Origin of the sequence: Permianibacter fluminis (assembly GCF_013179735.1) — a bacterium.
Classification (GTDB): domain Bacteria; phylum Pseudomonadota; class Gammaproteobacteria; order Enterobacterales; family Permianibacteraceae; genus Permianibacter; species Permianibacter fluminis.
Window position 1 is genome coordinate 2,426,782 of the sequence record NZ_JABMEG010000001.1, and the last position, 13,389, is coordinate 2,440,170.

Below are 13,389 nucleotides of genomic sequence, written 5' to 3' on the forward strand. Positions count from 1 at the left end.
CCATGCCGACCGTCACATACACCTCCCGCATTCGTATCGCGCCGGGCCACATGCCGGGCGTGCAGTACAGCATTGCGTTCAAGCTCAAGGACTATGAGCCGAGCATCGAATTTGACAGCGAAGAACACCGCGCGATCGGCGGCGGCGCCTCACAGTTTGTCCATTTGCGTGATGATGGTGAGTGGCAGATCACCACTGAGCCGATGACTGGTAGCACCTTCGATGTGTTCCATGAGTTTCTGGCTAGTGTTGGCGACGGCCAGGAATTCACCTGGGACTTTTACGCCGACAGTCTGAACGCCGATGGCACGCCGGTAGTGGTGCGCCCGGTCACCGTCCAGCTGGTAGACCGTAACGTCAAGCCGAAGCGCTGGAAAAAGCCCGGCTATTTCGAATTCTCGTTCAAGGTCCGCCAGTGTGACTCGCCGCTGCTCGCGGAGAACTTCTACTTTGACTTTGATCTGACCAAGGCCAACGCCGATATTCTGGCGGCATTGGGCTTTACCTATACCCGCACCGGCGATCTGTACGCGCTGCGCGATGATGGTATCTACCATAAGTATTCCGCCAACGTTTCCAGCAGCCACTATGACGCTATCAATGCGCGTGAGATGGGGCCGTGGTTCGGCGGGTCTGTAACCAACAATTTGCTCTATTCGTCTGACATATCAAACGGAGCTTGGCCAACATCCAGCACCTCAAAAAGCGCTGCGACATCGATAATCGAGGGTGGCGTTGCGCGGACGCTCACTCCGTCAAGCACCTCCGCGAACATCACGCAGAATATCGGCACTTTCACCGGGTCTGCAGAGACCTACTATGCAATTGTCGAGACCAGCAACAAAGTCGGAGTCGCTATTTACAACGTCACGACCTTGGCGCACGTCGTCATGGGGGAATTTGATTGCACGACTGGCGTAGCCGCGCTGTACAGCGGTACTGGCACTGTCCGGATGTGGAAGATTCGCAATGCAGGGCCAAATGGCAGCGCACCTGTTTGGCTTTGCGCAGTGACTGGAACCGGGGTGTCTGGCAATAGCCGGCGCGTTTATGTCTACCCGGACAGGGTTGCCGGCACGCAATCCGCGACTATGCATCATGGGCAGTTGACTGCTGGCGAAATGGTGTCGCCACCGGTCGTTACCGGAGCCGCTACGGCAACACGCGGCGCTGACGTGATCACGCTCACCGATCTGCCTGACTGGCTGGGCAATGCCACTGAAATCACGATTGGCGCCGTCTTCGATTTGCTCGACAGCTATCCGCTTCCACTTTCTGGCCGACTAGTTGAGCTCAATGACGGGTCCGATTCAGATCGGCACCTGCTGTATCGCTCTACGACCAACCTTGCGGCGATTACTACCTACGCGGGAACTTCGCAGGCATCGCTGTCGCGTACTATCGCCACTACTGGGCGCCACCGCGCCGCCTACACTGCGAAGGCTGGCCGTTTTGCGCTCAGTGAAAACGGCGCCTCACCGGCTCTCGACTCTGCTGGCGTCATGCCACTCATTTCACAGTTGCATCTGGGGCACAAGGGCGGCGGCGTTAGTCCTGCCACCTGTTACATTTCGCGCGTGCTGATCGATGCACGTGCTTACAGCAATGCCGAGCTGCAAGGCTGGGCCGCCTGATGCGTACGGATCTGCCGCAAACCTACCTCGACGCAGCCGCCAGCGAGCGACATCAGCTGCGGCTGGTGGTCGAGATCGAATTCGACGCCAGCAACCGGTTCTATTTCACCTCGCACGCGGACATCAAGAACATCCCCGGCACGGTTGTCTATAACAGCGTCAAGGGTCTGAGTGCGTTCAGCCAAAAGCTGAACATGATCGCGGCGCGTGCCGAGATCGGTGAAATCAACTTTGAGCTGGTAGACAAGAACCGTTATGTGACCGACCTGTTCCGGGCGCAGGCCAGTGCGGGCCGTGGCATCAATGGCCGCACTGTGAGGGTTTATCAGGCGCGCAAGGTTGGTGTCGTTGCACCGGACTTTCTGACCGACTTTGGTTTGTTCCAAACGCAGGAAATTGCCAAAGACGTCAAGACTGACGGCGGCCGTTACAAAATCCAGTGTCAGGATGTGCAGCGCAATCTGCGTCCGGAGATTTTCAACCCGGCCAAAACGCGGCTGGCCAGCAATTTCATGAAAGGCGCCACCACGCTGACGGTATATCAGACCGCTGAGTTTGAGTTCTGTCCGCATGGCCCTAGCTTCACCGATGCGCCTGGCACACTGGCCGCGCCGCTGAAAGTGATTTACGTGACAATCAGCAGCGATGCCGGCAAAGAGATTTGCCGAGCCACCGCCAAGACCAGTACCACGTTCACCATCACCGGCCGCGGCCTGTTTGGCACCCGTGAACTTGACCACATCATCGATGGCTCACCGGGCGCGGATAACGGCCCGGAAGTGATCGAGTTCATCTACTTGGAACTGCCGGCGCCGAAATTTGCTTACGCCATCGCCACCGGTCGCATGTTAGGGCAGGGCGGTGCGGACGCATCGCTGTACACCTTGCCAAGCCGTTGGCGCCTCGACATCGCCGAAAGCTTCATGGTGTTGACCGACTTCAACAACGCCGATGGCCACATCACGGACTGGTACAACCCTGCGGACGATACTGGTCTCGTTTTGCGCATTGACGGCGCCGAGAAAACCGAAGGCAAAGCGTGGCTTGAAACGCAGGTGCTGTTGCCGATGGGCGCGTTCATGCCGGTCAACAGCAAAGGGCAGCTCGGGTTGCGGCGCATGACGCGCGTGCTGTCAGATGCCGCCACCATCAGCACGTTCGATGAGCGCTGCCTGACCAAGATCGATGACATCAGCTACAACCTGGCGGAAATCTACAACCGCTATGTGCTCAATTGGTCGTATTTGAATCTGACCGACAAGCCGAAGTATTGGCGCAACGATGAGGTAATCGACCAGCCCAGCATCGACAAATGGAAAAAGGAGCAAACCAAGGAACTGAGTTTCCAAACGCTGCACGCCTCCCGTCACACGCGTACCGTCACCCGGTCTTGCATCAACTGGCTGCGCGACATGTATGCCGGCCCGCCGATCAACACCAAGCTATCGTTGATGCCGGCATACGACACCATTGAAGTCGGCGACGTGCACCGGGTCAAAGTGAGCCACATCCCGGATCACTTGGGGCTGGACAGCCTCGACCGCGCCATGATGATCATCGGGGCCAGCATCGACCAAGACACCGGCAAAGTGCAGGCCGAGATGTTTGGTTCCACCTTCGCGGCGACCCCGTTGGCGGATTTGCTGAGCGGCAACGCCGTGGAGCTGCCCGATGCCTGGTACAACAGCCAAGGCACCGCGCTGACCGCGCTGAGCGGTTGTGTGATCAGTGGCGGGGTTATGACCAGCGCGCCGACCGCCGGCATCAACGGCGGCGCCGATATCACCGCCACCGGTTCGATTTTCTATTACCTCGGGGATCTGACAATCCCGTCGTCGGTGATCCTGAACATCACCGGCAATGTTTGGCTGCGTGTGCGCGGCCATCTGCAAATCGAGGGTGAGATTCGCGGCATCGGTGGCGGCATGGCCGCCGGGCAATCGGGCTTCATCGGACCGACCGAGTCTGGCGGCGCCTTGCGCGCGGATTGGCGGCCGGCAATCGAGGTGGATAGTTTCCCCGGCCCGAAGGTTGCCGGCAAAGTCGCCGCGCTGCCGATGTTTGGTTTGGACAACGCTGGCGGCGTGCTGAAGGGCATGCCGAAGGATTTGCGCGGCACCGGCAGCGCGAATGCCGGCGCACTGTATGACGACGCCAGTGCGGCCGGTGGTGTCGGTGTGGCCGGCGGTGCCGGCTTGATGATCACCTCGCGCGGTGGTGGTCTCGGCGCTGCAGGCAAAGTCAATATCAGTGGCGCGGCAGGTAATGCTGGCGGCATTGTGAATTTCCAGAACGTGCCGAACTGGCAGTTTCAGGCCAGCAGCTCCGGTGGTGGCGCACCTGGCTGTCTGCTCTGGACGCTCGATGGCGCACTCGCAACCGTGCCGATTTTGCCGGGCCGGTTCATCGCGGATTATGGCGCCCTCAATTACGGCGCCGGCTTTGTGCCAGCGCACCGGCAAAAGAACTTCCGCCCGATCGGCGCGAACCTGCAGGCGAAAGACTATGCCCGCGTGTTCAAGTACCACAGCTACAACCCGGGGAAGGGTGGCGAGCAGGTGGGCTTGAGTGCATGCCGTATTGTTTTCATCCCGCCGTCGCTTTCGCCCTATCCGGATTATGTTACCCCGCAGATCGATGCCGTGGCGGACGCTGCAGCAAACGCGACGACCGACATCTCGCTGGTCGCTCGCGGGCAATGCGTGGCCACTGGAAACACCATTAAGAAAGTCGGCGGTTCGGTGGCATGGGACTCCGATTGCTATTCGCGTGACAGCTACACCGGTGGCGCTTTTGTCTCGTTTCGGCCGCAGCAAGCAAACGCAGCGCTGATGGTCGGACTCAACAGCGACCCGTCGACGGACCAGAACTACGCCTCTATCGATTACGCCCTGTATTGCCGCACGGACGGGACAATTTACGCCTACATAAACGGCACCAGTCAGGGGCAGAAAGGCACCTATGTTGCCGGCGATGTGCTCGCCGTCACCTACGATGGCGTCAAGGTCCGCTGGTTGAAGAACGGCGCGGTGATTTTCTCCGTGACCGCAGCAGCGGATCAAACGCTGTTCATGGATTCATCGTTCAGCAGTCCGCTTGGCCTGATCACTGCGGTCCGGTTTGGCCCGATGACCTCCAACAATTGGGCAGACGTGGGCGGCGCAAACCGTCCGGAGGACAACGCCACGCTCGGCGCCAACCTCGCCACCAACGTCACCAACCGATACACCACGCACCTGGCTCGCAACAGCGGTGACAGCACCGCGTTGGAAACGGTGATCCAGCGCATCGGCAACACCGGGAAGCCACTCAACCAACGTTTTCTGCGCGCGTTTCATGCTCCGGGTACGCAGGCAGCGAAGGGCGGTACCGGGATCAGCGCGGCAGATGTGGGCAGCACGGCCACGATCACCATTCCGGCGTGGACATTGGAAACGGATGTCGGGTCCATCAGTTACAACTCGGGCTCGATCACCGGGCTCTCGTTCAGCACCAAGTACTTTGTTTACTGCACTGACTCAGATCTGCAGGGCGGCGCGGTGACCTATGTGGCCAGCACCGACTACAAGGCGCCTTCGCAGAATGCCGATCGTGTTTTTGTCGGCAGCATCACCACGCCTGCAGACGGTGGCGGCGGTACCGGTGGCGGCTCGGGTGGTGGTGATTACTGCGTGGCAGTGACGGCGTTGTTGCCGGATGTCGCCGGCGGCAAACCGTGGCGCGCTGCGCTGGCGCGGGCCGGTAAAGACTTGTGGGTGTTGAACGACACCGATGACGGCACCGTGGTCTGGCCGATCCGCTCGGTGGATTTTGCTACCGCCGATTGCCTCGAGCTGGAAACGGTTTCCGGCATCAAGCTGACCATTAGCACCAGCACACCGATCACGCTCAAAGGCGGCGAGGTCATTCGCTCTCCGGAGTGCCTTGGCCGCGAGGTGCCGGTGCTGGATGCCGGCGTGTTCCGCTGGGAACCGGTGATCGCGCTACGCCCAGCCGGTTTGCAAATGGTGGCGCGTGTTCATGCCGACCAACTCACGTACGCGGCCGGCGATCAGCCTGACCGTTACATCCTCACGCACAACGTCAACCAGAAGCCCTGAACATGGAAAAAGTCCTGAATCTGCCGGACGTGAACCCGTCCGACACGGTGTACACCGACGGCCAAAATTTTGTGAAGGTGCGCGTGCTGGAGGTGCCGATCGATGCGGCCAGCGATCCGCAGGCGGCGCGCAACTGCATCGTGCTGGAGATCTCGGCGTCGGTGTGCGGTGCCGATGGCAAAGCGCTGCCAGATGACGCGCTCGGCTATCTGATCGCGCCGGCGAGCCGGCACACCAACCAGCTGCAGGGCATGGTGGAAAAGTCCATCGCCAGTCAAGGCACCGACGCGCCCAAGTCACCGCCCGAACTGATCGAGGAATGGGTGGAAGAGCTGATGCTGAGCCACGCCAAACAAGCGCTGCTGTGGCTGGCCGCCAACCAGGTGAAGGCGCGGTTTGTGAAATACCAGCCGCCCGCACTGGTACCGGCCGAAGTCGTCACCGAAGAGGAACCGGCCCATGAGTGATTTTGAGCATGCGTTTGCTGTGGTGGTGACGGCCGAAGGTGGCTACGTGAATGATCTGGACGATCCGGGCGGTGAAACCAAGTTTGGCATCAGCAAGAGCAGCTATCCGGAAATCGACATCAAGAATCTGACCGTCGCGCAAGCCAAAGAGATTTACCGGCGCGATTACTGGGACGCCTGCAAATGCGATCTGCTGCCCAAACCGATGAACCTGCTGGTGTTTGATGCCGCCGTGAATCAGGGCGTGGATGCCGCCATCAAGCTGCTGCAAAAGGCGCTCGGCATCGCGCAAGACGGCAGGCTCGGACAAGCCACGCTGGCTGCCGCCAGCAACCGCCGCGCTGAGTTGCCGGCGCTGTACCTGGCGGAGCGCTCGATGCGTTACATGGGAACGCGCCACTTCGACAAATACGGTCGCGGCTGGCTCAAGCGGTTGTTTGTTTTGGCAGGGGAGGCGGCAGCATGATCACGCGATTGTTACAACGCTTTGTCGGCGAGCTGGTTTGTTCCAGCCGTGACGGCAGTGTCTCGCTGAGCCGACTGGCGGCGGTCACAGCACATTTTCTGGCAGCGATTTTCTTTGTCTACCACAACCTGCAAACCGGCTACAACGAAGCGCTGTGGATTATCTATCTCGGCTTTGCGACTGGCCATGCGGTGTATGACAAGACGCTGATGCTGACCAAGGGCGGCAAGTCAGCCGCAACGCCGGCGGAGCCGAGCGAATGAACCTGCTCGCGGCGGTGCCCTGGCCGTGGCGACTGGCAGCGATCGCTTCGATGGCTGCCGGCTGTGTCGCATTCGGCTACGTCAAGGGCTCCGCCGCTGTGCAGGACCATTGGGATCGGACGCTGTCGACCGAGACCATTGCGGCGGCGAAGGTGATCGTGAAGCAAGGGCAGGTGACCGAGCGCATCGTTATCCAGTACGTCGACCGGGTGCGATATATCCGCGAGACCGGCAAAGCAATCATCAAAGAGGTACCTGTTTATGTTCCGCTTGATACTCCTGATTTGCCTGCTGGCTTCCGGTGGCTGCACGACGCCGCCGCCGCGGGTACCGTTCCCGACCCCGCCGAGCGAGCTGATGCAGCTGCCGTCCCCGCTCAAACCGCTACCACCACCGTCGTCGAAAACTACACCACCTGCAACACCACCCGCGAACAAGTGATCAAGCTGCAGCAGTGGATCCGCGAGCAGCAAAAAATCACCTCGCTCTGCTCAACACCTGTTGAGAGGTAACGGAGTCAATCCATGAAAGTCTTTGCACGCATCAGCGTTTTGCTGATGGCTCTGTGCGCCTGCGCTTACACCAGCGCCAGCGCGGCAGATCCGGCAAAACATGAGTACGAAACCGAGCAGCTGTTCCAGCCTATCCCAACCGATTACACGCCCAGCCAATTCGGCGGCGCGCCGTTCGACTGGCGCGAATACGGCGCCACCGCCACGCACGTGGATCGCAGTTCTGGCTGGATGTGGAAGCACGTCGGCGGTGACTGGATCGATCGCGCGGGTGTGGCACAGGGCTCGGCTGCCTGGCTGACGTGGCCGGCAAACGCGGTCAGCGGCCTCACCGCAGCAAACCGTTACTCGGTGGATGTGACCGAGCTGGTCAAGGCGGTGCGCGCCACCGGCAAATGGAACGCGCTGATCCTCAAAGCCAGCGGCAGCACGCGCAGCATTGCTGGCGCAAAAAATTCCGCCGCACCGGTGATCAACGTGGTGTATGCCGACGGCACGGCCGGCGCGCTGGCCTGCCTGTATTCCACTCGCATGACCACCAGCACCAGCTACGTGGTTTCCAACAGCCCGACGCACACGCTGCCGGCCGTGCTCGAGTTCGAGAAACCCAGCAAAGACATCATCAGCGCTACGCTGCTGATCACAGTCACCTCGCATCCATCCGGCAAGGCCACGATCGCCGGCAATTTGCTGGATCCGCCGGTCAACACCAACCCGGTGGAATTCGGTGTGGCACGCAGCGCCGGGCCGCTCGATGAGGGCATCACCGCGCAGCCTGGCGTGATCGGCGCGCACCGGTATCTTGATGGTTCTGCTCGAGCGGAATTCATTTCCAGTTCTGGCCTGAACATCTATGCCGAACGTGACTATGACCCGTACATCTGGGGCCGCGGCGAGCATGACTACACCAAGCTGCCGCACCGGGATCTCGGCAAATGGGTTGCTGCCGGCAACCAGTATCAGCTGGTCGATTCGCAGTACAAGGGGGAGGGCTTCGAGCCGTTGGCGCCCGGGCTCGGTGCCATGCGGGTGTCGATGCCGGCTACCGACGCCAAAACCGGGTCGGTTGTTGGCTACTCCGGCACCACGGCCAGCATCGCCAAAATCTACATGCCGGAGCCGGAGTTCGGCCGGCTCGATCGGGTCTTCGTGCGTTACTACGTCCGCTGGGGCACGCCGCTCGACAACAGTTTCAAAAACCGGTTTGAAGTCAAACAGGGCCCGACCAGCACTCCGGTCTGGACCGACATGGGCGGCAAGTTCGGCATCACGCCGAGCCACGAAACCACCGATGGTGGTGTCAGCGGCACATCCGGAGGCGGCTACGGTTGGCAGATGCGGCTGTCATGGTCCGATCGCAATCCTGAGCTCGGCCCACCGACCGGCGGCGCCACCACGCTCGGCGTGCACACCTATGACTTCGGCCTGCACAACCCGATTGGCCACCGCTACGGCGACGGCAAAAAGCCGCACATGCTGGGGCAGCAGGGCGGCTTGGGCGGGGTGATGTGGCCGGGCCAATGGTACGAAATTGAAATGATGGTCGACCTCAACACGCTGCTGCCAACCGCTCCAGGCTATCTGGCTGACGGCGCCGTGAAGGTCTGGGTGGATGGCCGCCTCGCGCTGGAAATGACCAACATGGTCATGCGCACCGCACCCATCTACACCCGCACCTACCGCGAGGGCTACATCCGCCCGGCCCGCGAACTCGGCATCCGCGATCTCTGGTTCAACTGGTTCCACGGAGGCAAGACCCGCAACACCGTCGACCGAACTGTGTTCATCACCGGGGTAGTGTGGGGCAAGGAATACATTGGGCCGATGAGCCTCAACCCAACGGCTTTAGTTGCGCACTGAACGTCACAAACGCAGCTCGTTCGTTTCGGGCAAGCGATCGATACAGTGCTGGCCTTCGTTCCGCGCGTTGTTCACAAATTGGCTAACCGGCCAACCCTCCATCCAGTCAGATGGGCACGGCAGCATCAAGGCATTGAGTTCAGCTTGATCCGTGCTTCGCAGCCAAGTTTCAACGCTGTCTTTCGGGATGATGACAGGCATCCGATCATGGATTGGTTCCATGAAGCTGTTCGGGCCTGTCGTTATCGTGCAGCACTCAAACTGCCCGTCATGACCTACCTGCCAGATGCCTCCCTGCATCATCACCTCATCATCCTTCAGCCTGATAAACCACGGCTTCTTTGTCTTCCCGTCCCGAATCCATTCATAAAATCCCTTCACCAAAATCAAGCAACGTCGGTCTTTCATTGAGCGTTTGAACATGGCTTTTTCCCACACCGTTTCCGATCGGGCGTTGGACATGGGCGGGGAAGGTTTTTCCGCTGAGGCCCAGAACGGTGTCATGCCCCAGCGCATGTTGCTCATGCGCCGGTTCCCATCACCATCGAGGTGCAGCACCGGTAGCTGACCAGACGGCGCGACGTTGAATCGCTCCGGATCAGCATTGGCGAGGGGGTTGTAATTGTTGCTGGCGCCCAGCTCGATCATTCGCTGCATGGCGGCGTCGTCGCCGCTATAGACTCGTCCACACATCGCAGGTGTCTCGGTTGCTGGTCGTCTTCTTGGATGTAATCGGCATCGCCCGGGCGGATGTTTCTGAAGTGTTCCGCCGCGTCGCCTGACGAAAGCCTGGTCATCACCCTTGCTGATGTCTCAACCTTTGAATACTCGGTGATGCCTTCTCTCGCGAAGTACTCAATCGCGTTCTGCTCATCCATTCGATGCCGGGTGGTGTACATCTGACGCTTGCCGTATTGGCAGCGTGCCCGCCAAAACCAGGCGGTATATTTTTCGGCCATTTGAGCCTCCAGCTGAGTGGTTGGGGCGTCCATGGTCACCAATGCGCAGGCGCAAGATTGGCGCCTGCAAAACGATCTGTTAAGTGTTTGATTTCATTATGCGCGATTTGCGCGTTTGCTGAGGTGCGAATATGGCCTGTTTTGCCTTTGGCATCAACATCATAGCGCTATAACGGCGACCTTTTGACATGGTGGGGGTCGTTGGTTCGAGTCCAATTGCGCCTACCAATTGAAGAAAAAAGCCGCTAACTAGCGGCTTTTTTCTTGTCTGCAATTTACCCAGGCAGTCCGTTCAGCGGCCGCCATTGCCGGCCATCTGCCCAGCGGCAGCGGGCGGCGGCCCCGGCGGGGCAGTCCTGCAGCAGCCAGCCATCGTGCCATTCAAGCGGGTCGAACCGGGCCCGGCGGATGCCATCACGGGTCTGGATCTCGACCGGAATGTACTCCGGCGGCAGTTTCTCTATAAGGCTGTGCCAGTTGCTGCGTTCGTTCATGGCGTGTGCTCGCTGCGGCCGGTGCGGCGACGGCCGCCACCGTATCGGGATGGCGCCACTTTAGGTCGTACCGCATCCCGACGCTGTCGGGAGAATTTGATACCGGCCCGGCCGGACGCCATCATTCGGTCCTGAATCCTTGCCACCAACAGGACCGCTCATGTCGCAAGCCCGAATGCTGCAACCGCGCACGTTGCAACCCCGAACCTCGGCCGTGAGCCAACTGCGGCAAGCCCTGGCGGCGCCGGGTTTGCTGCGGATGCCCTGTTGTTTCGATGCCTTTTCGGCACGCCTGGTTGAACAAGCTGGTTTTCCGCTGACCTTCATGAGCGGCTTTGCCGTCTCGGCCAGTCGGCTGGCATTGCCTGATACCGGACTGATTTCCTACGGCGAAATGCTGGATCAGGGGCGGCAGATTTGTCAGGCGGTACAGCTGCCGGTGATTGGCGATGCCGATACCGGTTACGGCAATGCCGTCAATGTGCAGCGCACGGTGCTCGGCTATGCCGCCGCCGGATTCGCTGGCCTGATGATCGAAGATCAAGTGGCGCCGAAGCGCTGTGGCCACACCCGTGGCAAGGAAGTGGTTGAACGTGACGCGGCATTCGAGCGGCTCGCTGCCGCATTGGATGCGCGCGAACAACTGCGTGCACACGGTCAGGATTTGCTGATCATCGCCCGCACTGACGCCCGCGCCAGTCGCGGCCTCGGCGAAGCGATTGCCCGCGCACAGCGCTTTGCTGAAATGGGCGCCGATGTCCTGTTTGTCGAGGCGCCCTGCAACGAGCAGGAACTGCAGATCATTGCCCGCGATGTGCCGGGCCATAAAATGGCGAATCTGGTCGAGCAGGGCGATACGCCAGTGCTGCCACCGAGTGTTCTGGCGGCGCTCGGCTTCAAGATTGCCGCGTATCCATTGACCTTGCTGTCAGCCGCCGCGCGTGCCATGCAGAACGCACTGCTCGCCTTGCAAGGCGAGCAGCATCCGTGCGAGTTGCTGGCGTTCACCGACTTGCAGGCGATTGTCGGTTTTCCGGAGTATGACGCTACGCTGCGCCGTTTACAGCCAAGCACAGCGCCGCTCGCTAGATAGTGCGCAGCGGCAACATCGGTGCGTTGCGTCACTGACGGATTGGTGCTGGACAAACGCCAGTCGACCCGAACAAGATGGCAGCAACATAACGGCTCACGGGAGAAGCCGGGCATGACGGAACCGCGATTGATTTTGGTAGGCAGTGAGCTCGAAGCCCGGTTGCTGGCTGGCTGCAAAGCTTTGACCCGCGACGTTCACAGCTATCGCAATTGGACCGAATGCCTGGCCGCGCTGAATGATGGCGTGCCCGCCGTTGTGATCGGTGCGCTGGCGGCCGATTCGTCGGTCGACAAGCTGCTGTTGCAGCGGCTGCGCCAGAATGTCGCGCCGACCGTGATCCTGCTGGCAAGTGACGAGCAAATGGATCGCGCGCTGTTGCTGTTCCAGCAAGGGGCGTTTGAGTATTTGCCGCTTGGCAGCGAAACCGAATCCTTGCTGGCCGTGCTGCAACAAGCGCTGCGTCGCAAGCAACCAATGCCGGCAAACCCGATCACCGAACGCGAGATGTCCGGCGTCCTGATCGGGGATTCCGCGGCGGTGTACGAACTGCAACGGGCCTTGCAGCAACTCAGCAAGGTTAATGTGCCAGTGCTGATCCGCGGCGATCAGGGCACCGGCAAGCGCTTGTTTGCCCGGGAGCTGCACGAACGGCGCATGCTGGAGAGCAGTGCGGTCAAGGGGCCGCTGGTCAGCGTCAATGTCAGCGCCATCGCGCGCACCGCCATCGATGTCGAATTGTTCGGGCTGGAGCGCACGGTGCAAGGGCAGAGCCAGCTGGTGCGCGCGGGTCGCATCGAAGAGGCCAACGGCGGCACCTTGTTTCTGGATGAAGTTGCTGATCTGCCGCTGGATGCCCAGATCCGTCTGGCGCAATTGCTGGCGGATGGTCACTACCACCGGGTCGGCGGTTATGGTGTGTGCGAAGCCAATGTCCGCATCATTGCCGCTACCCGTCACTCGCTGGAAACCCTGGTGCGCAACGGCCAGTTCCAGCCGGATCTGTATCACCGGTTGACCGTGGTTCAGGTGCACTTGCCACGGCTGCAGGATCGGCGCGAGGACATTCCGGCACTGGCCAATTACTTTCTGACGCAAGTGGCAAACGAAATGGGCGTGGCGCGCAAACAGCTGGCGCCCGCTGTGTTGCCGATACTGCAGCAATACGATTGGCCCGGTAACGTCCGGCAACTGGAAAATCTCTGCCGTCGGTTGGCCGTGATGGTGCCGGAAGACGTGATCGCGCCGGAGCAATTGCCGCTGGAAATGCGCCCGGAACTGCTGATCGCCAACGAAGCGCGCAGTTGGGAAGAAGGGCTGCGATCCTGGGCCGAACAAGCGCTGGCTGCCGGCCACAAGGATTTGCTGGATTTCGCCCAGCCGGTGCTGGAACGCATTCTTTTGCAAGCTGCGTTGAAACATACCGGCGGGCTGAAACAGGAAGCCGCGCTGTTGCTCGGCTGGGGCCGCAATACCTTGACTCGCAAACTGCGCGAACTGTCGATAGAGGACAGTGACGACGACGAGGCCGCCTGAGCGAGCCT

At 60.6% G+C, this 13,389-nt stretch carries 12 protein-coding genes; 9 read left to right on the plus strand and 3 right to left on the minus strand.

Features of this window, described 5'->3' with window-relative positions; all coding sequences use genetic code 11:
- The first annotated feature begins 2 nt into the window (after positions 1-2).
- The 7 genes from HPT27_RS10615 to HPT27_RS10645 are packed head-to-tail and all read left to right on the plus strand — an operon-like array spanning position 3 to position 9,302.
- The gene (locus HPT27_RS10615; RefSeq protein ID WP_172242862.1) at positions 3-1,634 is read left to right on the plus strand and encodes a phage head spike fiber domain-containing protein; all 1,632 of its coding nucleotides are present in this window, start codon (positions 3-5) and stop codon (positions 1,632-1,634) included.
- Complete coding sequence (locus tag HPT27_RS10620; protein ID WP_172242865.1) at positions 1,634-5,734, plus strand: hypothetical protein; 4,101 nt, start codon at positions 1,634-1,636, stop codon at positions 5,732-5,734. The genes HPT27_RS10615 and HPT27_RS10620 overlap by 1 nt, the downstream gene beginning before the upstream one ends.
- 2 nt (positions 5,735-5,736) lie before the next feature.
- A complete protein-coding gene (locus HPT27_RS10625; protein WP_172242868.1) occupies positions 5,737-6,201 on the plus strand; it encodes a hypothetical protein in 465 nt (154 codons plus the stop codon).
- Positions 6,194-6,667, plus strand: coding sequence for a glycoside hydrolase family 108 protein (locus HPT27_RS10630; RefSeq protein WP_172242871.1), 474 nt, complete (start codon positions 6,194-6,196; stop codon positions 6,665-6,667). The genes HPT27_RS10625 and HPT27_RS10630 overlap by 8 nt, the downstream gene beginning before the upstream one ends.
- Positions 6,664-6,930: a hypothetical protein gene (locus HPT27_RS10635; RefSeq protein WP_172242874.1), complete on the plus strand. Its 267-nt coding sequence runs from the start codon at positions 6,664-6,666 to the stop codon at positions 6,928-6,930. The genes HPT27_RS10630 and HPT27_RS10635 overlap by 4 nt, the downstream gene beginning before the upstream one ends.
- Positions 6,927-7,442 (plus strand): hypothetical protein, encoded by a 516-nt coding sequence (locus HPT27_RS10640; RefSeq protein ID WP_172242877.1) that lies wholly within the window; start codon positions 6,927-6,929, stop codon positions 7,440-7,442. The genes HPT27_RS10635 and HPT27_RS10640 overlap by 4 nt, the downstream gene beginning before the upstream one ends.
- A 12-nt stretch (positions 7,443-7,454) precedes the next feature.
- Positions 7,455-9,302, plus strand: coding sequence for a hypothetical protein (locus tag HPT27_RS10645; RefSeq protein WP_172242880.1), 1,848 nt, complete (start codon positions 7,455-7,457; stop codon positions 9,300-9,302).
- A gap of 3 nt (positions 9,303-9,305) precedes the next feature.
- Here the strand turns inward: HPT27_RS10645 and HPT27_RS10650 are convergent, their stop codons facing one another.
- The 3 genes from HPT27_RS10650 to HPT27_RS10660 all read right to left on the minus strand — a co-directional run bounded on the left by HPT27_RS10650 (position 9,306) and on the right by HPT27_RS10660 (position 10,755).
- Positions 9,306-9,959 (minus strand): SOS response-associated peptidase, encoded by a 654-nt coding sequence (locus tag HPT27_RS10650; RefSeq protein ID WP_172242883.1) that lies wholly within the window; start codon positions 9,957-9,959, stop codon positions 9,306-9,308.
- On the minus strand, positions 9,947-10,261 hold the full coding sequence (locus HPT27_RS10655; protein WP_172242886.1) for a hypothetical protein: 315 nt from the start codon (positions 10,259-10,261) through the stop codon (positions 9,947-9,949). The genes HPT27_RS10650 and HPT27_RS10655 overlap by 13 nt, the downstream gene beginning before the upstream one ends.
- A gap of 275 nt (positions 10,262-10,536) precedes the next feature.
- Positions 10,537-10,755 (minus strand): hypothetical protein, encoded by a 219-nt coding sequence (locus tag HPT27_RS10660; RefSeq protein ID WP_172242889.1) that lies wholly within the window; start codon positions 10,753-10,755, stop codon positions 10,537-10,539.
- 160 nt (positions 10,756-10,915) lie between these two features.
- Between HPT27_RS10660 and HPT27_RS10665 the strand changes: the two genes are divergently transcribed.
- Positions 10,916-11,848, plus strand: a complete 933-nt coding sequence (locus tag HPT27_RS10665) for an isocitrate lyase/PEP mutase family protein (RefSeq protein WP_211197929.1) — start codon at positions 10,916-10,918, stop codon at positions 11,846-11,848.
- 111 nt (positions 11,849-11,959) lie between these two features.
- Positions 11,960-13,381 (plus strand): sigma 54-interacting transcriptional regulator, encoded by a 1,422-nt coding sequence (locus HPT27_RS10670; RefSeq protein WP_172242892.1) that lies wholly within the window; start codon positions 11,960-11,962, stop codon positions 13,379-13,381.
- Positions 13,382-13,389 lie beyond the last annotated feature (8 nt).

What these genes read in the sequence shown, in the direction of transcription:
- HPT27_RS10615 (WP_172242862.1), top strand. Translation starts at nt 3, where the DNA reads ATGCCGACCGTCACATACACCTCCCGCATTCGTATCGCGCCGGGCCAC.
- HPT27_RS10620 (WP_172242865.1), top strand. Translation starts at nt 1,634, where the DNA reads ATGCGTACGGATCTGCCGCAAACCTACCTCGACGCAGCCGCCAGCGAG.
- HPT27_RS10625 (WP_172242868.1), top strand. Translation starts at nt 5,737, where the DNA reads ATGGAAAAAGTCCTGAATCTGCCGGACGTGAACCCGTCCGACACGGTG.
- HPT27_RS10630 (WP_172242871.1), top strand. Translation starts at nt 6,194, where the DNA reads ATGAGTGATTTTGAGCATGCGTTTGCTGTGGTGGTGACGGCCGAAGGT.
- HPT27_RS10635 (WP_172242874.1), top strand. Translation starts at nt 6,664, where the DNA reads ATGATCACGCGATTGTTACAACGCTTTGTCGGCGAGCTGGTTTGTTCC.
- HPT27_RS10640 (WP_172242877.1), top strand. Translation starts at nt 6,927, where the DNA reads ATGAACCTGCTCGCGGCGGTGCCCTGGCCGTGGCGACTGGCAGCGATC.
- HPT27_RS10645 (WP_172242880.1), top strand. Translation starts at nt 7,455, where the DNA reads ATGAAAGTCTTTGCACGCATCAGCGTTTTGCTGATGGCTCTGTGCGCC.
- HPT27_RS10650 (WP_172242883.1), bottom strand. Translation starts at nt 9,959, where the DNA reads ATGCAGCGAATGATCGAGCTGGGCGCCAGCAACAATTACAACCCCCTC.
- HPT27_RS10655 (WP_172242886.1), bottom strand. Translation starts at nt 10,261, where the DNA reads ATGGCCGAAAAATATACCGCCTGGTTTTGGCGGGCACGCTGCCAATAC.
- HPT27_RS10660 (WP_172242889.1), bottom strand. Translation starts at nt 10,755, where the DNA reads ATGAACGAACGCAGCAACTGGCACAGCCTTATAGAGAAACTGCCGCCG.
- HPT27_RS10665 (WP_211197929.1), top strand. Translation starts at nt 10,916, where the DNA reads ATGTCGCAAGCCCGAATGCTGCAACCGCGCACGTTGCAACCCCGAACC.
- HPT27_RS10670 (WP_172242892.1), top strand. Translation starts at nt 11,960, where the DNA reads ATGACGGAACCGCGATTGATTTTGGTAGGCAGTGAGCTCGAAGCCCGG.